Annotated in this window: 24 protein-coding genes and 3 pseudogenes; 16 read left to right on the top strand and 11 right to left on the bottom strand. The window is 59.0% G+C overall.

Annotated features, from left to right (window positions below; all coding sequences use genetic code 11):
• Positions 1-36: 36 nt before the first annotated feature.
• The 3 genes from KX729_RS31250 to KX729_RS31240 are packed head-to-tail and all read right to left on the bottom strand — an operon-like array spanning position 37 to position 3,472.
• The gene (locus KX729_RS31250; RefSeq protein ID WP_246618007.1) at positions 37-1,689 is read right to left on the bottom strand and encodes a hydantoinase/carbamoylase family amidase; all 1,653 of its coding nucleotides are present in this window, start codon (positions 1,687-1,689) and stop codon (positions 37-39) included.
• A complete protein-coding gene (locus KX729_RS31245) occupies positions 1,689-2,624 on the bottom strand; it encodes a dihydroorotate dehydrogenase (RefSeq protein ID WP_219746354.1) in 936 nt (311 codons plus the stop codon). Before KX729_RS31245 ends, KX729_RS31250 begins: the two co-directional genes overlap by 1 nt.
• Positions 2,624-3,472, bottom strand: a complete 849-nt coding sequence (locus KX729_RS31240; RefSeq protein WP_219746353.1) for a dihydroorotate dehydrogenase electron transfer subunit — start codon at positions 3,470-3,472, stop codon at positions 2,624-2,626. The genes KX729_RS31245 and KX729_RS31240 overlap by 1 nt, the downstream gene beginning before the upstream one ends.
• A gap of 339 nt (positions 3,473-3,811) precedes the next feature.
• On the opposite strand from KX729_RS31240, the gene KX729_RS31235 reads away from it, so the two are divergent.
• The 7 genes from KX729_RS31235 (at position 3,812) to KX729_RS31205 (ending at position 10,156) form a co-directional block, all read left to right on the top strand.
• Positions 3,812-4,699 (top strand): helix-turn-helix domain-containing protein, encoded by an 888-nt coding sequence (locus tag KX729_RS31235; protein WP_312993065.1) that lies wholly within the window; start codon positions 3,812-3,814, stop codon positions 4,697-4,699.
• A 187-nt stretch (positions 4,700-4,886) separates the two neighbouring features.
• Positions 4,887-5,660, top strand: a complete 774-nt coding sequence (locus KX729_RS31230) for an ABC transporter ATP-binding protein (protein ID WP_219746351.1) — start codon at positions 4,887-4,889, stop codon at positions 5,658-5,660.
• Positions 5,660-6,424 carry an ABC transporter permease gene (locus KX729_RS31225; RefSeq protein WP_219746350.1) on the top strand — a complete coding sequence of 255 codons (765 nt, stop codon included), beginning with the start codon at positions 5,660-5,662 and terminating at the stop codon, positions 6,422-6,424. Before KX729_RS31230 ends, KX729_RS31225 begins: the two co-directional genes overlap by 1 nt.
• Positions 6,421-7,212, top strand: coding sequence for a nucleoside phosphorylase (locus tag KX729_RS31220; protein ID WP_219746349.1), 792 nt, complete (start codon positions 6,421-6,423; stop codon positions 7,210-7,212). The genes KX729_RS31225 and KX729_RS31220 overlap by 4 nt, the downstream gene beginning before the upstream one ends.
• A gap of 4 nt (positions 7,213-7,216) precedes the next feature.
• Complete coding sequence (locus KX729_RS31215; protein WP_219746348.1) at positions 7,217-8,221, top strand: ABC transporter substrate-binding protein; 1,005 nt, start codon at positions 7,217-7,219, stop codon at positions 8,219-8,221.
• Between the two features lie 2 nt (positions 8,222-8,223).
• Entirely contained in the window at positions 8,224-8,967 is a 744-nt protein-coding gene (locus KX729_RS31210; RefSeq protein ID WP_219746347.1) for an ABC transporter permease, read from the top strand.
• Between the two features lie 10 nt (positions 8,968-8,977).
• Entirely contained in the window at positions 8,978-10,156 is a 1,179-nt protein-coding gene (locus KX729_RS31205) for a phosphopentomutase (protein ID WP_219746346.1), read from the top strand.
• A 41-nt stretch (positions 10,157-10,197) separates the two neighbouring features.
• Here the strand turns inward: KX729_RS31205 and KX729_RS31200 are convergent, their stop codons facing one another.
• Complete coding sequence (locus KX729_RS31200; protein WP_312993106.1) at positions 10,198-10,788, bottom strand: LysR substrate-binding domain-containing protein; 591 nt, start codon at positions 10,786-10,788, stop codon at positions 10,198-10,200.
• Between the two features lie 76 nt (positions 10,789-10,864).
• Here KX729_RS31200 and KX729_RS34010 point away from each other — a divergent pair, with 76 nt between their 5' ends.
• A complete protein-coding gene (locus KX729_RS34010; protein WP_376776105.1) occupies positions 10,865-11,071 on the top strand; it encodes an ATP-binding protein in 207 nt (68 codons plus the stop codon).
• A 132-nt stretch (positions 11,072-11,203) separates the two neighbouring features.
• Here KX729_RS34010 and KX729_RS34720 read toward each other — a convergent pair whose 3' ends face one another.
• The 3 genes from KX729_RS34720 to KX729_RS31185 all read right to left on the bottom strand — a co-directional run bounded on the left by KX729_RS34720 (position 11,204) and on the right by KX729_RS31185 (position 12,592).
• Entirely contained in the window at positions 11,204-11,479 is a 276-nt protein-coding gene (locus KX729_RS34720; protein WP_376776109.1) for a DUF892 family protein, read from the bottom strand.
• Between the two features lie 164 nt (positions 11,480-11,643).
• Positions 11,644-12,246 (bottom strand): general stress protein, encoded by a 603-nt coding sequence (locus KX729_RS31190; protein WP_219746344.1) that lies wholly within the window; start codon positions 12,244-12,246, stop codon positions 11,644-11,646.
• A gap of 28 nt (positions 12,247-12,274) precedes the next feature.
• Complete coding sequence (locus tag KX729_RS31185; protein ID WP_219746343.1) at positions 12,275-12,592, bottom strand: PepSY domain-containing protein; 318 nt, start codon at positions 12,590-12,592, stop codon at positions 12,275-12,277.
• Between the two features lie 282 nt (positions 12,593-12,874).
• On the opposite strand from KX729_RS31185, the gene KX729_RS31180 reads away from it, so the two are divergent.
• From KX729_RS31180 to KX729_RS31170, 3 genes are all read left to right on the top strand, one after another.
• Entirely contained in the window at positions 12,875-14,812 is a 1,938-nt protein-coding gene (locus KX729_RS31180; RefSeq protein ID WP_219746342.1) for an AI-2E family transporter, read from the top strand.
• Positions 14,813-14,900: 88 nt separating this feature from the next.
• A complete protein-coding gene (locus KX729_RS34005; RefSeq protein WP_246618005.1) occupies positions 14,901-15,071 on the top strand; it encodes a response regulator in 171 nt (56 codons plus the stop codon).
• 351 nt (positions 15,072-15,422) lie between these two features.
• Complete coding sequence (locus KX729_RS31170; protein WP_219746341.1) at positions 15,423-16,907, top strand: phospholipase D-like domain-containing protein; 1,485 nt, start codon at positions 15,423-15,425, stop codon at positions 16,905-16,907.
• 32 nt (positions 16,908-16,939) lie between these two features.
• Here the strand turns inward: KX729_RS31170 and KX729_RS31165 are convergent, their stop codons facing one another.
• Entirely contained in the window at positions 16,940-17,323 is a 384-nt protein-coding gene (locus tag KX729_RS31165; RefSeq protein WP_219746340.1) for a lysozyme inhibitor LprI family protein, read from the bottom strand.
• 356 nt (positions 17,324-17,679) lie between these two features.
• Here KX729_RS31165 and KX729_RS31160 point away from each other — a divergent pair.
• Together KX729_RS31160 and scpB are read left to right on the top strand one after the other, a co-directional pair.
• Positions 17,680-17,865: pseudogene (locus KX729_RS31160) on the top strand (DUF1403 family protein); the annotation flags it as partial.
• Between the two features lie 2 nt (positions 17,866-17,867).
• A pseudogene (gene scpB, locus KX729_RS31155) lies at positions 17,868-18,551 on the top strand (SMC-Scp complex subunit ScpB).
• 151 nt (positions 18,552-18,702) lie between these two features.
• Here scpB and KX729_RS31150 read toward each other — a convergent pair.
• Complete coding sequence (locus KX729_RS31150) at positions 18,703-20,469, bottom strand: sensor domain-containing phosphodiesterase (RefSeq protein ID WP_219746339.1); 1,767 nt, start codon at positions 20,467-20,469, stop codon at positions 18,703-18,705.
• 97 nt (positions 20,470-20,566) lie between these two features.
• Between KX729_RS31150 and KX729_RS31145 the strand changes: the two genes are divergently transcribed.
• Together KX729_RS31145 and KX729_RS31140 are read left to right on the top strand one after the other, a co-directional pair.
• On the top strand, positions 20,567-20,842 hold the full coding sequence (locus KX729_RS31145; protein WP_219746338.1) for a hypothetical protein: 276 nt from the start codon (positions 20,567-20,569) through the stop codon (positions 20,840-20,842).
• 388 nt (positions 20,843-21,230) lie between these two features.
• The gene (locus KX729_RS31140; RefSeq protein WP_219746337.1) at positions 21,231-21,479 is read left to right on the top strand and encodes a CapA family protein; all 249 of its coding nucleotides are present in this window, start codon (positions 21,231-21,233) and stop codon (positions 21,477-21,479) included.
• A 324-nt stretch (positions 21,480-21,803) separates the two neighbouring features.
• Here the strand turns inward: KX729_RS31140 and KX729_RS31135 are convergent.
• Positions 21,804-21,935, bottom strand: a pseudogene (locus tag KX729_RS31135) (IS5/IS1182 family transposase); the annotation flags it as partial.
• Between the two features lie 163 nt (positions 21,936-22,098).
• On the opposite strand from KX729_RS31135, the gene KX729_RS31130 reads away from it, so the two are divergent.
• Positions 22,099-22,305, top strand: coding sequence for a hypothetical protein (locus KX729_RS31130; RefSeq protein WP_219746336.1), 207 nt, complete (start codon positions 22,099-22,101; stop codon positions 22,303-22,305).
• Between the two features lie 103 nt (positions 22,306-22,408).
• Here the strand turns inward: KX729_RS31130 and KX729_RS31125 are convergent, their stop codons facing one another.
• On the bottom strand, positions 22,409-23,110 hold the full coding sequence (locus tag KX729_RS31125; protein WP_219746335.1) for a glutathione S-transferase family protein: 702 nt from the start codon (positions 23,108-23,110) through the stop codon (positions 22,409-22,411).
• Between the last annotated feature and the right edge of the window lie 43 nt (positions 23,111-23,153).

The following is a 23,153-nucleotide window of genomic DNA, read 5'->3' as shown; positions in this document are numbered from 1 at the left end:
GGGCGGTTCATATCCCTTCAAGAGCAAGTATCTGGCCTACGATGATTCGCGGCACAGGTGACTTGCTAACGCCGAGGTCACCTTGAGCCATTCGGATTTATCCTCGTGATTGAATGCTTCTTCTAACCGGATCGCGGTCTCTTGAAGCCGCGCGAGTTCTTCATCGAATAACGCGGCTTGGGTCGCTTCGCCATAGTAGCGGTCCGCAAAAGCCTGGGCGGAATGAGCCAGCATGAAGTACCCGACCGCCCGCAGCGGATAGGCGAGAGCAGCTTCGCGCGCAGCCATGGCAGCCGCCTGATAGGCTCTTACGGCATTACCTTTCTGACGGATGATGTCTGTGATGTTGGTGAACATGGGACTGGTTTCCTTTGTTCTATTGCCGGCTGACCCAATAGCGTTTGGTCGTTGATTGGAATTGCTTAGGAACTGATGCAAGATTGAGGCCGCAATAACGAAATCCTCGATCTCCATGGCCTCCTGCGGATTGTGCGAACCGTTGCGGTTGCGGATGAAGATCATGCCGGAAGCAATTCCCGCTTCGGAAAAGACCGCCGCATCGTGCCCGCCGCCGGACGGGATCAGCGCCGTCTTGACGCTGATCGCGCGAGATGCGTGGGCAAGCTGCTCGGTCAGCCCCGTGTCGCAAAGTGCGGGGCTGGTCCACAAAGCCTGCCCGAGGTCGAAACGCACGGCCCGTTCCTTCTCGATACGGGCCACGTGCTTGAGCACCAGTGCATGCATCGTCTCCAGCATGTCCCGGTCCTGGCTGCGAATGTCGAGGCTGAATTCGACGCTGTCCGCGATGCGGGAGAGAGCGTGCTTCTGTTGATCGGTCGAGACCATGCCGCTGGTGACGACGAGGTCGCGGCCCTTGGCGACGAAGTCATGCCAGGCGGCGTCCAGCACGTTCAGGAGTTCCGCCATCGCGAGTACCGGATCGTGCCGATAGGCGAGGGGGACGGCGCCGGAATGGCCTGCTTCACCAAAGCAGGAAATCTTCTTGTACCGGAAATTGCCGCGGATGCCGGAAACGATCGCCGCCGGCAGATTGCGCTCGATCAGCACCGGACCCTGTTCGATATGCACTTCTACATAGGCCTTCACCGTTGTCCGGTCGAGAAGCGGTTTACCGGCGCGGACGGGCATCATGTCTATGCCGACTGCCTCCATATGTTCGTCGAGCTTGCGGCCGTCCTTCTTGTGGCGCGCAGAAAGTTCGGTTTCGGAGAGCGCGCCGAGCAAAGCTTTGGACGCGATGTAGCAAGGACCGAACCAGGCGCTTTCCTCGCCTCGCATGGCGATGACTTTTACCGGTTCGGGGAAACGGTTGCCTTCGCGCCGGGCGCGGACGAGGCAGAGCAGGCCGGCCAGTACGCCGGCCAGTCCGTCGAAATTGCCGCCGCGCGGAACGCTGTCGACATGCGAACCGACGAGGATGTAACGTTCGGCCCTTGTATGTTCGGGCAGAGAGAAGACCACATTGCAGCCGGCGTCCCATTCCGTGGAAAGGCCTTCGGAACGGGCGAACTCGATCAGGAAATTGAGCGTTTCCGTCTCGATTTCAGAAAACGCCGGACGGCTTACGCCTTCGATATCAGCGGTGCGCGTAGCGATTTCGGCGAATAGCCGGGTTGCCGTATCGGCGATATCGAAGCAGGCGGGTTTTTCGAGAACGGCGGCGTTCATCATGCGTACTCCGCAAGAGTAATGGCTTCGTCGGCGTTGTCGACCGTGCCGATCAGGGCGTCGACGGAAGGAAGCACGCGTCTTTCGAGTTCCTGTTCGAGCTCACGGACAAGGCGTGGCATGGTGGTGGGGCTGATAAATGTGGCGGTGCCGATCTGCACGGCGCGGGCACCGGCGATCAGATATTCGAGCACGTCATCGACGGTCGAGATACCGCCGCAGCCGATCACCGGAATGGCGACGGCGCGGGCACACTGGTATGTCATGCGCAAGGCGATCGGCTTCAGCGCCGGTCCGGAGAGCCCGCCCATGACATTGCCGAGCCGGACGCGGCCGGTACGACTGTCGATCGCCATGGCGAGCATGGTGTTGGCGGTGACAAGCGCATCGGCGCCTGCGGCTTCTGCCGCCTGCGCTACCTCCACCACTTCGCCGGTATTGGGCGAAAGCTTTGCCCAGAGCGGCAGATCGGTGGCGGAGCGCATCTTGCGGATGACGTCGCGGGTAGGGCCGGGCCGCATGGCGAACGCCTTGCCGTCGTCCTCGATATTGGGGCAGGAAATATTTACCTCGATCGCCGCCACGCCCGGCACGCCGACTTCTTCGGCAAAATGGGCGAATTCATCCGCTGTATTGGCGGAAATGCTGATCACCAGCGGCGCTTCGTAATCCGCATAGAAGGGCACGATGTTCTTTAGGAACCATTCAGCGCCCTTGCTCGGGATGCCGATCGAGTTCAGCATTGCGCCGTTGACCTCGCAGACGCGCGGCACGGGGTTGCCGGCGCGCTTTGCCCGGGTGATCGTTTTCGCCACATGCGCGCCGAGGCAGTCGAGGTCGAAGACTTCCGCCAGTTCCTCGGAAAACGTGCCGGAGGCCGGCATGATCGGGTTCTTCAGCGTAAGCGTGCCGATCTTCGTGGTGAGGTCCACCATCACAGCACCTCCTGCAGATCGAAGACCGGGCCTTCGCGGCAGACGCGCAGGGTCGCCGCGCCGTCCTCGCGCCGGAAGGGCCGCACGCAGGCCTGGCACATACCGATGCCGCAGGCCATATGCTGTTCGAGCGCGGCTTGTCCCCCGATGCCATGGCGGGCGGCGATCTCTTGCAGCATGCGCAGGAGCCGTGCCGAGCCGCAGGTGAAGAAGGCATCGATGCCGCGGCTGTGGATCAGTCCTTCGATCAGTGCGGTCAGGTTTTCGACGCTGGAAGTGCCGTCTGTATCGGTGACGGTAATGACCTCGGCGCCGCAGGAGCGGAAGAGGTCGGTCGACATCAGGAGATCCGGCGAACGGGCACTGCAAATCGCCGTCAGCGGCCGGCCGAGTTGCGCGCATTCGCGGGCGAGTGGGGCGAGCGTCGCAAGTCCGACGCCACGGGCGACGAGCAGCGGTCGGCGCCATTCAGGCCGGATTTCGAAGCCCTGCCCGAGCGGGCCGACAATATTCAGGCTCTCGCCGGGTTTCAGTTCGGCCATCGCGCCGGTGCCGGTGCCCGTGACCTTGTAGAGAAAGGCAAGCTCCCCTTTCATCTGATCATAGGAATAGATGCTCATCGGCCGGCGCAAATAGGGCTGGAAGCGATCCGTCTGTGGGCAAAGAAGATGGAAGAACTGGCCCGGCTCGCAATCGAGTACAGAAGCCGGTGCTGCAAGCACGAGCAGGCGGTATTGGCCGTTCACCCATTCATGGGTTTTCACCCGGGCTTCGACCTCGTGGATCGAAGGCTGCCGCGAGGTGCCGGCAAAAATGGAATCAGGGACGACGCAGAGACTGGCTGGCATGAGGGCTTCCGAACTGAGAAAATTAGGCCCCTCGGCGAATCTGGCCGCCGGTCGAGGGCATGTCTGTGGGGAGGGGCGACGGGGAGCTGAGTTCAGATCCCGCTCGTCGCGCGCAGCCGGTCGCTTATGGTCAGCGTCGGGCGGAAAGGCGGTCGGACGTCATAGGGTGCTCCATGCGTTCAAAAACAGAGCCTAATTTGGAAATGCGGAAGCTGTCAAGACTATTCTCAAAAATGAGATTTTTCGCATTAAAATTATCTTCATTGCGAATTGTCCATTTTTTGTATAGAGCGTCCAAGATTTAACAATGACATGACGGAAGGAATCGCCTTGGACTTCGTGAGTTCCACAGAGGACGTCGGTCGTCGCCTTCGCGCTTTCCGTATGGGGGCCGGTCTGACCCCGGAAGAGCTTGCGGCCAAGGCCGGTGTGTCGCGAGCTGCAATCTACCGCTATGAATCCGGCAAGCCGCCGAAGGTCGATACCCTCGGCAAGATCGCCGACCTGCTTTGCGTTTCACTGCCGACGCTGCTGGGTGTCGGAGTGGAATACATCGCTTCGGCCATCAGTTTCTTCGAGCGCATGCGTCAGATGGAAGAGGATGTCGATCAGATCACGGTGATGTTTGGACCGATCTCCTACCTCCTCACAACCGATCGCTATGACGAGCTGCTGCCGAAAGTGCTGGATGAAAGCATTCCGCAGGATGTCGGCGACCGGAAGGCGGCAATCCGCGAAATTGGCGCGCTGATGGATATCCTCAAGACGCGCAAGGAGACTTTCCGCCGCCGAAGCCCCAATATCGTCAGCCTCGTCTCGGCCGCGGAGCTGGAAGATTTCGGCCGCGTCGGCTTCATCGGCGCCCATAATCTGCCCGGCATCAACCTGGCCGAACGGCAGGCGGCAGCCCACGACGAAATCCACAATATCGTTCGTGTGCTGCGCGAGCAGCCGATCGGTGTTCAGATCGGTGTGGTGATCGATTCCATGCCGGGCGCGAGCTTTCAGGTATTCAAGCGGGCCGACAAGGCGCAGGTTGCCGTCAGCCCGTTCCGGCTCGGCTCCTTCGCCAATATCCGTGTGGGGGTCGCGACGATCACCGGCGCGGCTGAGGCCGTGCAGCTTTATGGCAGCATGACCGATCAGCTCTGGCGGCGCAGCCTCAAGGGTGATCAGGCCGCCGACTTCATTGAGAAGAACATTCTTCACCGTCAGGCGGCGGCCTGAGGGCCTTTCTCATATTGCAGGTTGATTGCTGCGATTTTGATACAAATCTCATCTTTGAGATTTTGGTTGCGTCGGTGAAAGTTTTGTGAAAGCTTGGCTTCTTTCCCGGGCGGGCCAATGACGCAAGAGGATATTCGGTCCTCCGAAAAGCTATTGGCGCCCCCGCTGCTAGGCATGGGAGTTTTGGGTGGCGCAATCGGAGCGGATGATCGATATCGCGGGTGTTCACAAGACATTTGTGGCAGACCACGGCACAGTGACAGCGCTGGAGCCGGTCAGCATCACCATCAAGGCTGGCGAATTCATCTCGATCGTCGGCCCTTCCGGCTGCGGCAAGTCCACCCTGCTGCGCCTGATTTCCGGGCTCGACCAGGCGAGCGGCGGTACGATCACCCTCGATACGGCTGGGCGCAAGCGCCCCGTCGGGTTCGTTTTCCAAGAGCCGGTGCTGCTGCCGTGGAAGACGATCATCGAGAATGTCCGATTCCCGCTCGATACAGCCGGTGTGAGCCGCGCCCAGAGCGACAAGATCGCGCTCGACCTCATCAAAATGGTCGGGCTGGACGGCTTCGAGAAGGCCTTGCCGCGGCAATTGTCGGGTGGCATGCGCCAGCGCGCCGCGATCGCCCGCTCGTTGTCCGACGATCCGCCGATCCTTTTGATGGATGAACCCTTCTCGGCGGTGGATCTCATGACCCGCGATACATTGAACGACGAACTGCTGCGCATCTGGCAGTCGACCGGCAAGACGATCCTGCTCGTGACCCACAGCGTCGATGAGGCAGCCTACCTCGCAGACCGTGTGATGGTGATGACCGCACGGCCCGGCAAATTGAAATGCATCCATAACGTTGATCTCGCCCGTCCGCGCGGCGAGGAAACCAAGCTCGATCCGGCCTATCACGCGCTGGTCGCCCAGCTTCGCCGCGATCTTCGTACTTCGGGTGGGGAGGCGCATTGATGGCCAAGCGCCTCGCTGCCTGGGTCGACTATGCGCTGGCACTCATCGTGCTTCTGGCCGCCTGGTGGTTTGCGACCGGGCCGATGGAAATGCCCACCTATCTCCTGCCGTCGCCGCTGCGCACCTGGAACGCGCTGGTCGGCATCGCGGTGACCGGCGAACTCTGGGTGCATCTCGGCTTCACGCTGCAGAATATCGTCCTTGGCCTCGTTCTCGGCTGCGTTGCGGGGATCGCGCTCGCCTACCTCATGACGCGCTTTCCGAAACTTGCCGTCTGGCTGGACGGGCCGCTGGTGATCCTGCAGACGGCGCCGAAGATTGCGCTGGCGCCGCTCTTCGTCGTCTGGTTCGGCTTCGGTATCCTGTCGAAGATCATCCTGATTTTCTCGCTGGTCTTCTTTCCGGTCTTCATTGGCGCGGTCGCTGGTTTCCGCTCGCTCGATCCGAAGATGAAGGATCTCGCCAAGCTCCTGGGTCTCAGCACCTTCCAGCGATTCCGCCAGATCGAGCTGCCGTCGGCCATGCCGGAAGTCTTCGTTGGCCTGAAAATCGGCGCAGTGCAGGCGCTGGTGGGTGCGGTTCTCGCCGAATGGATGTCCGGCAAGTTCGGCCTCGGGTATCTGATGACCTTCGCGTCGGCCACATACAAGACGCCACTGCTCTTCGCTGCCGTGCTGATGACGGTCGTGCTGGGACTTCTCCTGCATGTTATGCTGACCATGCTGGAAAATCGGCTACTGTCCTGGAAGAGCGCGAAGAAATGACCAAGACGAGCGCCGCCTTTCCCTGGAAGAACGGCCGGCCGCCGCATCTGCCTTGCGGCCCGGGCGATATTGCGGAAAACGTGCTGACCCCGGGAGATCCGGATCGTGTGCGGCTGCTTGCCGACATGCTGGAAGACGTGACCGATTTCGGCCGCAAGCGCGAATTCGCCGTCATTACCGGCACATATGAAGGTGTGCGGCTGACCATCTGCTCCACCGGCATCGGCGGCCCTTCCACCGAAATTGCGCTGGTGGAACTCGCGATGCTCGGCGCAAAGCGAGTGGTGCGCATCGGCGGCATGTCCGCGCTCGTGGCGGAATATTCGACCGGCTCCTTCGTGGCTGTCGATCGCGCCATCGGAGATACCGGCACGGCCCGCACGTATCGCGCCGCCGGCGGGGAGGCGATAGCCTCACCCCGCGTGGTTGCTGGTCTCGTCGGCGCGGCTGCTGAACTCGGACTTACCTGCCGCCCCGGCATGGTTGCCTCCACCGACAGCTATTATTTCGGCCAGGACCGCCGCTATCGTCCCGTCGACGACGGGCAGGACTTTTCCGGCAATTTCATTGACCGCTTCCAGGCCGAGGGCGCCATCGGTGTCGAGATGGAAAGCGAGATCATCTTGACCGTCGGCGGAGCAATCGGCCTCGAGACAGGCTGCCTACTTGGTGTCCATGGAAATCGCGCCACAGACGACTGGCTCGACGACTATGAGGCAACCCAACGAAACCTTCTGCGCATTGCGGGAAGGGCATTTTCCTCCAAAGAATGGGAACTCAGGAGCTAATAACATGATACAGTTTCGCGTAACGACTGCAGCAAGCCTGCTTGCCCTCATCGCCTCGCCGCTTTTCGCCACCATCGCTGAGGCCGCCGACAAGGTCGTGCTGCAGATTGATGGTGCCGCCGCTCCGTTCTACGCTCCGCTGTATGCCGGCGTTGAGAAGGGCGTTTTCGAGAAGAACGGCATCGAGGTGGAGTTCATCTATGCGGCGGCTGCCGACATCCTGACGAACATCGCGGCCGGCAATGTCGATTTCGGCTTTCCGAATGGTGACGCCGTGGTGGCCGCCGCCGCCAACGGGCTGCCGGTCAAGGTCGTCCACACCACCTATCAGCGCGGTATTGGCGCACTGCTCGCCAAGGAATCCAGCGGCATCAAGACGTACAAGGACCTGAAGGGCAAAAAAATCGCCGTTACCAGCCTTGCCAGCCCGAACTATCTGCAGCTCCAGGTGGGCTTGCAGCAGGCGGGCCTGAAGCTTGACGACGTCTCCGTCGAAGTCGTCGCCACGGGTGCCATCGTCCAGTCGCTGCAGGCTGGTCAGGTCGATGCGATCGTGTTTTCCGAATTGCGCAAGTATAACCTCGAAGCCGACGGCACCAAGGTCACGATGATCCTGTCGAACGACTTCCTGCCCTCCTTCGGCAACGTCGTCGTTACCAGCAGCAAGAAGCTCGCCCAGAACCCGGACCTGGTGAAGCGCTTCACCACCGCCGTCACCCAGTCCTACCAGTGGGTTATCGACGGCCACATTCCGGATGCGCTTGACATTTCGCTGACGAAATACACGCCGACCTGGCCGAAGGACCAGAAGGCCATCCTGACGACCGCTTTCGAACAGACCTTCGTGCCGTCGGTCTGGCAGAGCCCGCTCACCAAGGAAAAGGGCCTCGGCGCGGCCGATATGACCGGCTGGCAGATGAATGCCGACATTCTGGCGCAATACAAGGTGATCGACAGCGCTCCGAAGGCGGCTGATTTCGTCGTCGATCCGTCCACGATCGGTAAGTAATCATGATCCTGCGTGGCATAGCGGGTCTGATCGCGACCCTCGTCCTGTGGACGGCGATCGTTTTCATCTTCAAGGTCCCGGCGTTTCTGCTGCCGGGCCCGGTCGAGGTGTTCGATCGCGTCGCTTTCCTCTTCGAAAACGCCAAGCTCACCCGGCATATCTGGGTGACGCTCTCGGAGATCATCGCGGGCTTTGTGTTCGGAACCGCCGCCGGCATCCTGGCTGGCGTCGTTTTCGCACGCGCTCCCCGCATCGAGCGTTTTGCCACGCCACTCATTCTGCTTCTACAAACGGCTCCGAAGATCGCGATCGCGCCGCTTCTTCTTCTCTGGCTTGGCATCGGCCCGGCCCCGAAGATCGTACTGATCGCGATCGTCACCTTCTTCCCCGTGATGCAGGGAATGGTGACCGGCCTACGCTATGGCGAAGGCAGTTTTCGTGATCTCGCCTCGGTGCTGAGGCTCAGCCCTTGGCAGCGTTTCCGGCATATCGAGCTGCCTTCTGCGCTGCCATCCGTGCTTGCCGGCATGGCAGTCGCGACGACGCTTGCGATGACTGCGGCGGTGATCGGCGAACTGATCGGTGCCAACGAGGGCCTCGGCTATCTTCTCTCTTCGGGTCAGGAAAACAGCGATACCGCGGTCGTCATCGGCATGGTCATGCTCTTGTCGCTGATCGGCTGGGCGTTCTACGAAGTCATCGAACTGATCCGCCGCCGTTCGCTCGGCCGTTTCCAGCTTTCCTGAGTGCGAAGCGATGGCCCGCGTTTTCCTCTGCGTTCTCGATTCCGTCGGTTGCGGCGGTGCACCCGATGCGGCGCGTTACGGCGACGAGGGATCCAACACGCTGTTGCATATCGCCGAAGCCTGCGCCGCCGGTCGTGCGGAAGACGGCAGGAGCGGTCCGCTGAAGGTTCCGAACCTCGATGCGCTTGGGCTTGGCGCCGCGATCACTCTCGCCTCCGGTAAAGCTTCCCCCGGCCTTTCGGCCGTGCCTACCGGATGGTGGGGTGCGGCACAGGAAGTCTCCGCCGGCAAGGATACCCAATCGGGTCATTGGGAGCTTGCGGGCGTACCCGTCACCCGAGACTGGCATTATTTTCCCCGTACCGAGCCGGCATTCCCCGCCGAGCTGATGGCGGAGCTGGTATCCCGCGCCGGCATACCCGGGAGCCTTGCCAACAATCATGCTTCGGGTACCGAAGTGCTCGATCGGTTCGGCCTTGAACATATCGCGACCGGCAAGCCGATCGTCTATACGTCGGCCGACAGCGTCGTGCAGATCGCCGCCCATGAGGTCCATTTCGGCCTCGATCTCCTGCTCGAAACTTGCCGCATCGGCGCCGATATTTTCCATCCGCTGAATGTCGGCCGCATTATTGCCAGGCCCTTTATCGGCGAGGCGCCCGGTAGCTTCATCCGCACCGCCAACCGAAAGGATTTCGCCATCACCCCGCCGGACGGGACGATCTGCGACCGCGTGGTGGCGTCGGGCGGCGCAGTCCACGCCGTCGGCAAGATTGGTGATATCTTCGCCATGAAGAGCATTTCCGATGTTTCCAAAGGTGAGGACGACATGGCGCTGTTCGACCATGTGCTTGCCTTTACCGATAAGGCCAGGCCCGGCGATCTGATCTTCGCCAATTTCATCGAATTCGACAGCCTCTGGGGACATCGCAGGAATGTCGCCGGTTATGCCCGCGCACTCGAAGCTTTCGACGCGCGCCTGCCGGAACTGACAGCGCACCTGTGCCCGGACGACCTGCTGATTATCACGGCCGACCATGGCAACGATCCGACTTGGCCGGGTACGGACCATACCCGTGAGCGCGTGCCGGTGCTGGTAACCGGACCCCGCGTGACGGCGCGAGAACTGGGAATCGTCCCTTTTACTGTTGTCGCGCAACTGACTGCCTCCCATCTGAGCTGCCGGTAAGGCATCGCTGGACAGGATCGTAACGCAGGCTTTCGATGCCATTATGAACCGCTCCGGAAACTCACCTCCGAAGGCGCGCGATCCCTCCGTCCTTGCACCATCAGCCAATTTCCGAACTCACGGGCGGCGGCATTGTCGACACGGCTCGGCCGAATAAAGTGGAACCGGAATTGTAGCGGAGAAAACACCCAAGGTGCCACCAGCCTTCCCGTTTCGATTTCGGATTCGACGTAGGCCCAGGCCGTCACAGCGATCCCGATCCCTGCCGAAGCCGCTTCGATCAAAAAGAAGTTGTGCTCGAATCCGACCTCTCGCGCGGCAGGGGGCAAAACAATGCCTTTGTCGGACGACCAACGCATCCACCCGGCGGCAAAGGTCTTGCTGTGCAGACGCGGCAGGCCGAGAGCCTTCACGTGGTTCTCGCCGACATCGTGCCACCTCTTCGAACTGACGACAGGCCGGTAAAAGTGCCTGAGGAACGGCAGCGACGAAAGTCCCTCTCCATTCCAGCCGTTCTCGAGCCTGATTGCCGCATGGATGCCGGAAAGATCAAAGTCCGCCGCAGCGTTATCGGACACGACCTGCACGTCGCCGGCCAACCCGTTCGGAGCAAAATCGGGCAAACGGGGAATCAGCCACTCAATGCGAAGGTTTCGGGACAGGAACGATCAACGACAGAAGCTGGGGAATTGACGCTCTCGGTCACCAATGGCGGGGATCCTATTTCCGACGATGCCATGGCACGTCTTTTTCAGCCGTTTTTCCGTGGCGAGGTTCGCGAGAGCCACCAGGGGCCTCGGACTCGGTCTGCATATCGCGTCAGAGATTGCCCGTGCCCATGGCGGCGCCATCATGGTCAACTCCGCCGATCAGGAGATCGTGTTCACCTTCACCATGCCGACTGCGTCAGTATGATCGGCGGAACGAGCAGGCGGACGGAGGGAGCAAGGCAGGTGCTCAATCATGAGCAAACAGTCGGAACGATACTTCCTTCGAGATCATCGGGCTAGGCCGTCCTCACGATCACACCACCTCGCGCATCCTTCATCAAAGGCAATGTTTCGGACCCTGACGATACTTAAAATTGCCGTCAGTCGCGGCGAGGGTTCCCGGGTGGCGGAAGTAATCCTTCATGATCTCGTCGCTTCGTCGGTAATCGAGAATGGCATCGCAGGTCTTTTTCTCCGGCTTGGCGCCGATAATCTTGAACACCTGCTCGAGGCGTTCGCCATGTACCTTGGTCTCTGCCAGATGCTTGGTGAACGCCGCCTTAAGCTCCTTGCTCTTGGCGGCCTTTTCCATCTTCGGAAGAGTGTCGACAATCTTGCCTTCGGCAAAATAGACGTCTTTCAGTGTGTCGTGAAACAGCTCGTCGAGTTTTTTATTTCCTTGGCCATGGTGGTCTCCTCACATTGGTCAGCACCCGGTGACCCTCGGTTACGTTAGAAGAAAACGCGCGCTCTTGAGAACGCGCGTGATTTTATGGCTCAGAGGCCAGGGCGCCGGTAGCGACCGCGTTCCTGTTTGATCTGTTCCGGTCCGTAGGGATCGAGCGTGTCATCGAACTTGGTCCAGCCCTGTTCGTTGTAGGCAACGCGGCGCTGGGCCGGATCGACCCAGTTCGAGCGCTTGAGGATCGCCTCGGCTTCAGGCACGAGCGCATCGTCGACCTTGGCGGTCACCAGCGATCCGCCGCGGCGAACGCCCTCGGCATACACGTGAGCATCCGCTTCAGAGACGCCGGAGCTGGTCATGGCCCCAATAATACCGCCTGCGGCACCACCAGCGACGGCACCCGCAACAGCACCGGCCGCTGTAGCGGCAAGCCAGCCGGCCGCCACGACCGGGCCGACGCCCGGGATCGCCATTAAGCCAAGGCCGGTCAGGAGACCGCCAGCGCCGCCGACCACCGCACCGATACCGGCGCCTGTCCCGGCGTCTTCGCCGGCATTGGAATGGTCGCCGTGGCGGTTGTCGGCGTTGTTGGAGACGATGCTGATATCGTTGGACGGAACGCCCGCGGATTCCAGCGCGCTAACGGCAGAGCTTGCGTCTGTGTAATCGTCAAAAAGTCCGGTAACAGTTTTCATGTGTGTCTCCTCCTTGGAGATGAATTGCTTACTTGGCGACAACGTTGCCCTGGTAGTCGAGGGCGATCATGACGGCCTTACCATCCTTCATGCCCGACGCCATCCAGATGCCTTTGTCGTCCTTCTTGAGATCCTTGACCTCGGAGTAACCAGCCTTTTCGATGCGATCCTTGGCCTGACCTTCGGTGAAGCTGTTGGCGCCCTCGACGGGAGCGGTAGCATTCTTCGTGTCTGGTGTGGCAACAGCAGGAGTATTGCCGTCTGTCGTCGTGGCGGGCGTTGTCTGGGCAAAGGCCGACAGTGCCGATGCGCCGACGAGCGCTGCGGCGAAAATAATGGTTTTCATGGAGACATCCTTTCGTGTCGGATCCGCGTTCACGGGTCCGTGAGCAGAGAACTCCTCGCCAGGCCGTTCGTTCCGCCGCTAACGGTCCTCAGCCATCGACTGCGCACCGCCTGAGGCCCGGGACGCAGGTCCGATACTCCGGTGCAACCGTATACCAATGACGGAGTGTGCGCTTCGCAGAGGCCGGGACCGCGTGACCAGCCTCTCAAGATGCCTTAGACTCGCAACGCCGCCCAACTCCCAGGCAGTCTGCGGAGATTCGGCCAGAGGTTGGAGACCGCGATGATAAAACCGACCTCGTCCCCGGTGCCTGATTTGTATGGTGTGCGCGACGCTCTAGGGCACAGCCGATTGTCGGGCCGCACGATCCTCATCCTGATCGGTGTCGCTGTCCTTTTGAAGGTTGGGCAGGAGATCTTCGTCCCACTCGCTCTCGCGCTTCTTCTAACGTTCTCGCTCGCGCCGATCGTGTCATTCCTTCGCAAGCGATCTGTTCCCAAGATAGCAGCGGTCATTCTGGCGGTTAGCTCAGCTTTCTGCGCGATTGCGCTGTTTAGTTTCGTGGTTGGGAGCCAGGTCGCAAACCTTGCGGAGAATATTCCCACTTATCAGCGCAATCTCGTTAACAAGGTTCATGCCCTCAGCCAGGCGGGTGCCGGAAATGGCATGCTCGATCATCTCACCAAGGCCGTCGAACGGGTTAGTGCCGAGATGCAGAACCGCGCCGCCGATAGCAAAAACCAGCCAGTCCCTGAGCGGTCGCGCGAGCCGATGCTGGTCGAAATCGTCACACGTTCCGACCCTATCCAGACGCTTGGCAATCTGATCCTGCCTCTGATCAGTCCATTTGCGACCGCGGGCCTGGTCATCGTTCTGGTGATATTCATGCTGCTTGAGCGCGAGGATCTGCGCGATCGTTTTATCCGTCTCGTGGGGTTGGGCGATCTTCACAGGACGACCGCTGCTCTTCAGGAGGCCGGCGGACGGGTTGGCAAATACTTGCTGATGCAGCTGGTGGTGAACTCGCTGTACGCGCTGCCGATTATGGTCGGGCTGTGGGCTCTTGGGATCCCGAATGCCATTCTGTGGGGGCTACTGACACTGGTGCTGCGTTTCGTTCCGTATATCGGTGCGGCGATCGGTATGATTTTGCCGCTGTTTCTGGCCCTTGCCATCTCACCGGGTTGGTCCCTGGTCGCGTGGGTCGCAGCGCTCTTCCTGATAACGGAACTGGTCAGCAACAACGTGATAGAGCCCTGGCTTTACGGCGCACATACGGGCCTGTCGCCGCTCGCCATCATCGTTTCCGCGATATTCTGGTCTTGGTTGTGGGGACCGCTTGGCCTGATGTTGTCGACGCCGTTGACGGTATGTTTGGTGGTTCTGGGTCGTTACGTGCCGCAATTCGGTTTCCTCGACGTGCTGCTCGGAAATGAACCTGTGCTGGAACCGCAGGAAAAGCTCTACCAGCGGCTGCTCTCGGGCGATCCGAACGAGGCGACCGATAATGCCGAAGAATACCTAGAGGAAAACTATCTCGTCGATTATTATGACCGGATCGGATTGCCGGCATTGCTGCTCGGCGAGTTGGACCGTCAGCGTGGAGTGATGACCGACCCGCAAATCGATCTTTTCGTGTCGAGTGCGAGGACCCTGATCGATAACTTGTCCGAAATCGCGGACGAGGAGGAGGGTGAGGAGCACATTGATGAGCAGCAGCCCAGAGGCACGGAACTTCCGCTGGAAGTCACGCTGCCTGATGGCGAAGGCCGATCGATCCTTTGCATAGGCGGCCGTGGCCCTATCGATGATGTCGTCGCTGCGATGCTCAGTCAGGTGCTGGTGATCCAGGGAGCTGCTGCCCCAACCGCTGATTACGCTTCACTGGAAATCGCTAAATTGGCGGTGTTGCCGCTTGACCAGGTCGACACGGTGGTGGTCGGCTTCTTGAATGGCAGTTCGAAGTCGCATGCGCGTCAGGCCATCCGCCGGATGAAACGGGCTAAGCCAAGCCTGCGCGTCGGCATCCTGATCCCTGCGGCAAACGGACAGGATTATCCAGCCATCGAGCCGGACGATATCAGCGCAGACTTTGTCGCCTCGACGATAGCCGAGGCGGCGCGCTCGGCCTTGATCGCTCTTGACCCTGTCAAACTTAGATCAGGCACCCGCAGGCCTGTTCGCCCACGCGCCCGAACTGTCGACGCAAGCGGAACTTAAAGCACTTGTGAGCTTGGTGTTTGGGCAGCACGCTTGAAGGCGACGGCAGGGCTGCGGAACATTTGGTCGTCCCGTAGCTTCTGTACCGATGAATGAAGTTGAATTCTCCCAGCTGCAAGAACCGATCGCACTCGTTGTTGACGACGAGCCGCTTATCCGCATGAACACTGCCGATATCGTCTCGGATGAAGGCTTCGATGTGATCGAGGCCACCACCGCGGATGAAGCATTGCATTCCTGGGGCGGCATCCATCCCTGAAGTTACTGATCACCGATGTGCAAATGCCGGGCGTTTTCGATGGGCTTGAACTGGCGAGGTTGTAGCTGCCCGTTGGCCGCATATCGTGGTGATTGTCGCTTCAGGCGCGGCTCGACCGGGGCCAGACGATATGCCTGCAAAAGCAAAGTTTATCGCAAAGCCGATTTCATCCGATCTGGTACGCGAAATTCTCAAGGAACATCGCATTCTTCCAATGCATAACGACTAAGATGACGGCCGACTCTTTGAGTAGGGAAGCCGCCGTGAGAGACTTGACGTACATACAGTTTCATACTCAATAACCTGGTTTTGGCGCCTGCTTTATGGTGCTTTGAGCTAAGGACCGTTTTCATGCCGAAACTGCTTCAGCCGTCGACCAATGTTTGGCGGATAGAGCAGGCGGACGAGTTCTCGATCATAATAGACGCTGACGCTTACTTTGCCGCTGCGCGGGCGGCTATGACGTCAGCAAAAAAGTCGATTTTCCTAGTGGGCTGGGATTTCGACGCATCGATTACCCTTGGGCGCCCGGGCGAACAATACGAAGGCCCCAGCCATGTAGGCGATTTTCTTCTGTGGCTGACCAAGCGAAACCCTGACCTTGAGATCCGCCTCCTGCTCTGGAACCCAGGCTTCTTATCGAGCTGGGCGAAACCGTCAAACGTTCCGTATCTTCTGCGATGGAAACTCCATCGCCAAATAACCGCCCGGCTTGACGGCAACCATCCCGTCGGGAGCTCGCACCATCAGAAAATCCTCGTTATCGACGATGCGATCGCCTTTTGTGGCGGTATCGACGTTACGGCAGGGCGATGGGATACGCGCCGACATCTGGATGACGACCCACTCCGCAGGCGACCGAACGGAACAGCCTACAATCCTTGGCACGACGCTTCGAGTTTCTGCTCGGGGCCCGCTGCTCGCGCACTCGGTGATCTCTGCCGCGCGAGGTGGAAATCGGCAGGCGGAGAGGAGTTGCGACCGGTCGACGGCCCGCTCGATCCGCCATCGATCGCCAACGCAATCTCCTTCGGGCCTGTCAACCTGGGGATCTCTCGCACAAGCCCGGTCTACGGAGATCAGGAGGGCATCTCCGAGATCGAGCGGCTTTACGTCGATATGATCATGTCGGCGACGCGGATTATCTATGCTGAAAGCCAGTATTTCGCGTCCCGGATTGTCGCGCAGGCTCTCGCCAGACGTCTCAAGGAAGAGGATGGGCCGGAGGTCGTGCTCATCAACCCGGTCAAAGCCGACAATTGGCTTGGCGAGCTAGCGATGGATACGGCACGGGCGCGGCTGCGAGAGTCAGTGCGTCTCCACGACCCACACAACCGATTTCGAATTTATCATCCGGTGACCCCCAATGGCGTGCCGATCTACGTCCACTCGAAGCTGATGATTATTGATGACAAGGCGATGCGGGTAGGGTCCTCGAACTTCAACAATCGGTCAATGCGCTTCGACAACGAGTGCGACGTTGCCTTCGAGGCGGGCGAGCACGAGCACTTGGCGAGCGGCCTGTTTCATCTGCGGGATGACCTACTGGCGGAGCACCTCGGAGCCGACCCGCAGGATGTCACGGACATCATCAAACGCACCGGGTCGGTTATTACTGCCATTGAGGAATTGCGGGAAATCCGCGACGGCGAGCGGGCGGGAACCAGGTCAACTCTTATCCCGTACGAAACCCCTGAGACTTCCGGCCTGGAACAATGGCTGGCGGACAACGAGATTCTCGATCCGGAAGGTCCTGAGGCAATCATGGAACCGATGGAGAGACGGGGATTGTTTCGTGGACTGCTACGACTACCGTCTAAAAGGACTTTTAAATGAAACTGGCGGGCTTCTCGGAATCGAGTGACGTACTATTCTGCATCGGAACGATAAATTTCCAGGTCATTTATCCGATTTTCGATAATCCTGGCCCGGCAAGCCGGGAAATGGATCACCTGCCCCTCCCTGCCGAATCCGCTGTTGTAGAAATTGGAGCCGCTCTCCTTGTACGCATTCCACAGCCGCTGTTCGGTTAACAGATATTGTTTGGCTTCCTCGCGATCTTTGAAGTGACCCATCAGCTCTTTCCAAGCCGTATTCAGTTTTGCATCGGCGCGCGCGACCCATTCGCCGCCACATTTGCCGAAGCCTGGATTAATCCCGTCTGCCATGTCCATGCATTTGTCGTAGAGGCTGTCCGCGGAAGCGGGGGACAGAGGAACGATCAATAGCAAGGCGAGAAGCAGTGTTCTCATATGGGCGTCTCCAGCAGTGGTCCAAATCCATCAAGTAATTATGGTGCTATATAAGCAAACAGCACTGTTGCAGCCAGCCGGAGCAAATCAGGCTTCGGCTGTGACCATGTTACAGAATATCTCGCTGCGCCCAGAACCGAATTTAGCGATCACCCTATGCACTTACCGCGTGGGACCATACCGCTGTCGGGCGGGCGTCCGCCCGAAACCGATGATCACCTCACCCTATGGCGAAGAGGCGAAATAAGCTGCGAGAATGTAACGCTGGAAATCCTTGACGTGCCGAAAGTGACGTGGAAATCCAAAATTTTGCGAGGTTTGGAACGTCAATGAGGGAGTTTGAGAACTGCCCAGTTAAGTTGCGCACCAGGTGTGCGGATCCGGTGATCCAAAAATTGCTGAACGAGGATGCCTTGCCCGCCTCGGAGCCCGGCAGCAACTTGTCGCGTTGGGCGGCCAATCGGCTGCTCGAGCGTTTAAAAAGATTCGAGGCAGTGCGAGAATTCTCCGGCCGCTCATCCTTCCGGATCTTTGGGTTGTGACGATGGCCGGATCTCCTGCAGCCAAATCATCGCGCCGAAAGGCAAACGTCGCGGACGAACAGCTTTATGATCGTGAACTCGATCAGTTCCCGCCGGGGATGCGCTGGCGGAGTGGATGCTGCGGGTTGAGGCGGCGATCTTTGCCGCGCGACGCTGGCGCGGGTGGTGGGAAAGACTGCAGTATCGATTTGCTGATCGACCACCTCGTCGAGGAATTGCGAGATCATCCCTATGAGCTGGTGCCGGTTGCCGGCGGCTGGCAGCACCGCACCCGACCGCGGTTCGCCGAAGCGATCCGCGCCTCGTCGGTGCCGACGCGTGGAGGGGCGGCGGCGCTCTCCGAGTTCGAGGCGATGGTGCTGATGGCGGTGGGATATTTCCAGCCGGTGACGCGCGGAGAGCTGTCAAAGATTTTTGGCAAGGAAATCAGCCGCGACACCATTGGCAATTTGCGCGGCGCAGGTTTACCGGCTCCGGGCCACGCAGCCCGACGCCGGGCGCGCCCTACACCTATGTGACGACGCCCCACTTTCATTCCGCTTTCGGCATGGACACCTTGCGCGACCTGCCTAACATCGAAGCACATCGAGGATGCCGGCCTGCTGAGCCGGAAGGCGGTTCAAAACGAAATGGCCGCCTCGGAAGGCGGCGAAAGCGAGACGGACGAAGACCCGTCCTTTATCTAGTGATGTTGGCGTCTCTAGCCCTTGGCCATCACCGATGGACTAACAAGCGTCGCCGTCTGGGCCAGCGCCATCGATAGGCCGAGCTTCATCGGAAACAGCCGGAAGTGATCGAATAACGGGCTGTCGGAGTACGCACAACGAATCGTTCGGTTCAAGCAATCGCTCGCAGATTCAAATCAGTCCTGCGTTTGTCGATGAACCCGTTAAACGCGGCAAGCTCCAGCGGACGAGCAAAGTGGTAGCCTTGGCCTTCGTTGCATCCCATGGCGCGAAGCAGATCTGCTGCCTCGGGAACTTCGATGCCTTCTGCTACAACGCGATGGCCCATGTCATGGGACAGCTTGATCATCGAGTGTACGAGCTTTTGCTCACGTGCCCCGTCTCCAAGCTTCTGGATGAACGACCGGTCGATTTTTACGACGTTCACAGGTAGCCGCTGAAGATAGGAGAGGCTGCTGTAGCCTGTGCCGAAATCATCGATGGCAAGACCTATGCCGTGCTCGACAAGTTGATCAAGCTTCGCCAGAACCTCGACGCTGTTGTGCATCAGAGACGTTTCCGTCAGCTCTATTTCGAGTGAACTGCAAGGCACTTGCCCGTCTGCGGTCGCCGACAGCACTTGGCCAAGTACATCCTCCTTCAGATTGCTGGCAGCGAAATTCACCGACAACTTGATTTCAATCCCCTGGCTCTGCCATTTGCCGAGCTTGGCGCACGCCTGTTGAAGAACCCAGCAGGTCATCGGCCATGCGAGCGCGCTGTTTTCCACAACGGGGATAAACTCACCCGGCGATATTTCGCCGAGTTCGGGATGTCGCCACCTGAGCAGCACTTCGGCAGACGCGATTTCACCCGACACAAGATCAACGCGCGGCTGCAAGACGATGCGTAACTGGCTGGTATCGCGCAGTGCGGCGGCGAAATCGTTGAGGAGGCGAAACTTCCTGCGAAAATCCAGATCATGGCTGTCGGAAAAATACCCCACCGATTTCTCGGTCGCTCGGGTCTCCTGCACAGCGCTCGCGACTGACCTCAGACAGTCACCGGGACTGGTCGAGAGGGGACTAAACGCCGTCATCGCGCAAATTGGCGTGACGGCGTATTTAAGCTCAGGACCGACGATTTCCGACTCCAGCAGGTTTAAGAGCGAAGAACGATAACTGACGGCATCGAATTCTGACGGGACCAGAAAGACGAACTGAGCGGATGAGACGTGGTAGACCTTGGTCACCCGCCCGAGGATGGTTTGCACCGAGCGTGCAGCATTCTGGATAATCTGTTCGCACGCCGCAGGTCCCATAACCGCGGAGAGGCGCTCCATCTCATGGGGTTGGGCGAGATCCAGAGCGACGATGACCCGTTCCTCGTCGGGCGCATCTTTGCCAAGGTCCGCCAGATCCTCAGTAAACTGTATTCGGTTCGGCAGGCCGCTGACCGGATCGATACGACCAAATGCGTGTTGGAGCTCGATTTGCGACATGACCATGGAAGCGAGGTCTTGCAGGGCAGTGCTCTCTGCTTGTGTGATCTTCCTGGGTTCTGTGCCCAGCACGCAGAGGGCGCCAAGGCTGTACCCCTCACGCGTCGTAAGTGGGGCGCCGGCGTAGAAGCGGATCCCGCTTACCCCCAGCAGGCTGTCGCAGTATCGTTCGTCGCGTTCGAAATCTTCAATGACGACCAGTTCGCAGTTATCAGCGACTTGCGCGCACGGGGCTTTCGTTCGCGGAATGGCGTTGTGGTCGACCCCCACTTTCGACTTGAACCACTGCCGGTCGATATCTGTGAGCGAAACTGCGGCAATCGGGAGCTGGAAAATCTGGGCCGCCATCCTGGTGATGCGGTCGAAACTCTCGCTTGGCGGCGTATCTAGAAGGTTGAGGCTTGTTAGCGCGTGCAGGCGCTTTTCTTCATAGTCCATGCCAGGCTTTTCTAAATCTAGAGCTGTGGCGATAATAATGTCTGGCGGCTTACAGTTAAGTTAAGCAGTCTTATTAATAAGGGCTGATCATATTTGGATGCGAAAAACTGAACTGGGCTCCAGTGATAGCTCGAAGGTCCCGGCATGGAGATCGCGTCTCCGTCCCATTCGGTTGTATGTCTTTGACGCGGTGGAGGAGCCGGTCGTCGAGATCCGCGATTTCATCAAGCGGCATGCCCTCTTCATCACTTCAACCCGCGCCGCCTGCTTGTCTGATGCGGCTGCGTTTGCTCTGCACACTTTTCGCTCTTCCTCGGCGATCCTGGTGCACATTAGCCACAACAAGCGTTTGATCACTCCGATCTACGGATGAGCAGTGGCGTTAATATTGGCGATATATAAGTATCTTCTCAGGAAGATATCTGGGACAGGATAATGCTTGGTTGGTTTAGACGCCGTTGGGTGTGTCGTGAAGAATACGAGCAGATGAAGGCGTCGTACGAGACGCAGATTTTACTTCTTGAGGCTGCCGTGGCGAAGAAGGACACCCTTGGAATGTTAGATGAGCTTCCGCCCAATTTAAGCTTCGAACTCCTTAGGCGTTTGAACGCAAGATCGCGACATTCGCGTTGAAGCTTGTCAGCGCGTAACAGTTTTCGCGTCCGTGAACCAGCCGGAGGTTTCACTCCAAACCCGGCTCAGTACCGCGAAGGACCGGTCCCAAGGACAAGCCCGACTCAGTCGAGTTGCAGGGCGAGACCATGTGCTCGGCGACAAGCCCGGCAACTATCACTACGCCATGGACCCAAAAGATAAGCAAGCCCAGGTGCTGGCGGTCCGCGGTGCCAAGGAAGGATCACTATCCGACCGATTACGCTATTCGTCTTGCCCACGAGCTGATCGACAACGGCCTCGTCGTTCATGGACAAGGCAACCATACGATGCAGGGCATAGAGATCTACAAGGGCCGGCCTATTTTCTCCGATCTAGGCAACCGTTCGACTACGTGATCACCGCGCAACAGGCTGGGGCCTACAAGCCGTCGCGCGACATCTTCGAATATGCCTATTGCGAGCTAGGTGTTAGCTCTGACGAGACGGTGCACGTTGCGATAGGCATGCATTAGGACATGAAGGCGCGCCACGCATTAGGATTGCGCGGCATCTGGGTGAACCGGTGCGGCGAAGCTGGCAACCCGGATTGGTTGCCTTATGCGGAGGTAAAAGATATAGACGGGGCCGCTGCACTGCTCTTGCCGGATCAGGATTGAAGAGACGGATCACCGTCCGGGCCAACGTCTTAACGCGACACTGCCGCCGCGCCGGAAGGTCGTGCCGCGAGTTCCTCATGGACACACAGTGCGATCCTGAAATAATCGAACGCATCATGGCCGATGAAATGAAACGCGACCTATAGCTTCCACCTCTTGACACCGAAAAATGCGTTTGCCGGACGCTCACTTCTGATAGGCGACTATTGTGCTGCCTATGCAATGACTGGCATACGGCTTGTCCAATACGGGGCTGCAACCCCTCTGCCCCGAGCTCGATAATCTCTCCTGGATTCGCCATCGCCTCACGACCGTATATCGTGGACAGGAATGGCGAGCTCCTTGAAACGGACCTGAATATGGTTTCACTTTATGCGGAACCAAGGGAGATCGTCGACATTGACGAGGCCGTGGAAAAGCTATCGACCGTAATCAAGGGGATCGACTGGGCCGATACCTACAAAAAGCTGCAATCCAAATCCGCGTGCCAGTGGCTCCGCCGCCGACTGACGCCGCGCCAGCAAGCAGACGGTCTGTGGATGCGGGAGGAGGGGAGCGAGGCCTGACCGCCGGCACCTGCACTGTTATTTTAGCTCCATTAGATTATCGGAAATAAATTTCCTAACCGGCAAAAGTCTTTGGCGCCGCCAAGCAGGCTACAATGGTGGCTCACCTCAATGCCGCCAAGTATGTTTGGAAATGCGGGTTTTGCTCCCGTTCCAATACAGTTCGCACCGCCGGTCTTTCGAGCATCTGATCTTTGTGTCGACTGAAATTCAACAGCGTCTCCATTGGCAAACCGTTGCTCTTTCCCCAGCCAAAGAAGACGAATGCATAGGGATCCACGACCGTGTAATCTTGCCCCATAATCCACGTTTGGTCGCCGATCATTTGGTCGATTTCGATGAGGCATTCCCAAAATCTGGTGGCCGCTTTCTCCCGGATGTCGCCATGAACCTCTTCCCTGTCAGCAAAATGATAGGGACGAAATTTCGCCTTCTGAAAGATATGAGGTGTGTTCGAAAACCAGGCCATCTGGGCGATGCAGCGCGCCTGATCGAGGATGCGTGTTGGAATAAGCCTGGCATCAGGATTGCTCAGCGCGACGTAAGTTAAGATCGCAGTGTTTTCCGTCAAAACCTCGCCATCCGCGGTGACGAGCGCTGGAACCTTCCCGCGTGGATTGATGGCCAGATAGTTTTCGGACAGGTGCTGTTGTTTCCCAAGCAATGTTTCAACTGGCCGAAAAGGCTTACCGGTCTCCTCCAAGGCAATATGGCTGGCAAGTGAACAGGCACCTGGGCTGTAGAAGAGGACTGTTTTGCCTTTCAAGTCCGCGAGCCCGCTTGGAAGCGATGAAATATTCTCCATTTCCGTCCCTCGTATAGTGTCTGCGTCAGGTGCCTAGGCCTGC

The organism is Neorhizobium populisoli (genome assembly GCF_019430945.1).
In the GTDB taxonomy this organism is placed as follows: Bacteria; Pseudomonadota; Alphaproteobacteria; order Rhizobiales; family Rhizobiaceae; genus Neorhizobium; species Neorhizobium populisoli.
Note: the sequence above shows the minus strand (reverse complement) of the source record. Positions and strands in the feature narration are given on the sequence as shown.

Bases quoted from the DNA above. Each gene is read 5' to 3' on its own strand.
- KX729_RS31250 (WP_246618007.1), bottom strand. From the start codon at position 1,689: ATGAACGCCGCCGTTCTCGAAAAACCCGCCTGCTTCGATATCGCCGAT.
- KX729_RS31245 (WP_219746354.1), bottom strand. From the start codon at position 2,624: ATGGTGGACCTCACCACGAAGATCGGCACGCTTACGCTGAAGAACCCG.
- KX729_RS31210 (WP_219746347.1), top strand. From the start codon at position 8,224: ATGATCCTGCGTGGCATAGCGGGTCTGATCGCGACCCTCGTCCTGTGG.
- KX729_RS34010 (WP_376776105.1), top strand. From the start codon at position 10,865: ATGGCGGGGATCCTATTTCCGACGATGCCATGGCACGTCTTTTTCAGC.
- KX729_RS31215 (WP_219746348.1), top strand. From the start codon at position 7,217: ATGATACAGTTTCGCGTAACGACTGCAGCAAGCCTGCTTGCCCTCATC.
- KX729_RS31140 (WP_219746337.1), top strand. From the start codon at position 21,231: ATGTGCTCGGCGACAAGCCCGGCAACTATCACTACGCCATGGACCCAA.
- KX729_RS31225 (WP_219746350.1), top strand. From the start codon at position 5,660: ATGGCCAAGCGCCTCGCTGCCTGGGTCGACTATGCGCTGGCACTCATC.
- KX729_RS31220 (WP_219746349.1), top strand. From the start codon at position 6,421: ATGACCAAGACGAGCGCCGCCTTTCCCTGGAAGAACGGCCGGCCGCCG.
- KX729_RS31240 (WP_219746353.1), bottom strand. From the start codon at position 3,472: ATGCCAGCCAGTCTCTGCGTCGTCCCTGATTCCATTTTTGCCGGCACC.
- KX729_RS34005 (WP_246618005.1), top strand. From the start codon at position 14,901: ATGAATGAAGTTGAATTCTCCCAGCTGCAAGAACCGATCGCACTCGTT.
- KX729_RS31170 (WP_219746341.1), top strand. From the start codon at position 15,423: ATGCCGAAACTGCTTCAGCCGTCGACCAATGTTTGGCGGATAGAGCAG.
- KX729_RS31185 (WP_219746343.1), bottom strand. From the start codon at position 12,592: ATGAAAACCATTATTTTCGCCGCAGCGCTCGTCGGCGCATCGGCACTG.
- KX729_RS31150 (WP_219746339.1), bottom strand. From the start codon at position 20,469: ATGGACTATGAAGAAAAGCGCCTGCACGCGCTAACAAGCCTCAACCTT.
- KX729_RS31125 (WP_219746335.1), bottom strand. From the start codon at position 23,110: ATGGAGAATATTTCATCGCTTCCAAGCGGGCTCGCGGACTTGAAAGGC.
- KX729_RS31190 (WP_219746344.1), bottom strand. From the start codon at position 12,246: ATGAAAACTGTTACCGGACTTTTTGACGATTACACAGACGCAAGCTCT.
- KX729_RS31130 (WP_219746336.1), top strand. From the start codon at position 22,099: ATGGTTTCACTTTATGCGGAACCAAGGGAGATCGTCGACATTGACGAG.
- KX729_RS31145 (WP_219746338.1), top strand. From the start codon at position 20,567: ATGCGAAAAACTGAACTGGGCTCCAGTGATAGCTCGAAGGTCCCGGCA.
- KX729_RS31180 (WP_219746342.1), top strand. From the start codon at position 12,875: ATGATAAAACCGACCTCGTCCCCGGTGCCTGATTTGTATGGTGTGCGC.
- KX729_RS31205 (WP_219746346.1), top strand. From the start codon at position 8,978: ATGGCCCGCGTTTTCCTCTGCGTTCTCGATTCCGTCGGTTGCGGCGGT.
- KX729_RS31165 (WP_219746340.1), bottom strand. From the start codon at position 17,323: ATGAGAACACTGCTTCTCGCCTTGCTATTGATCGTTCCTCTGTCCCCC.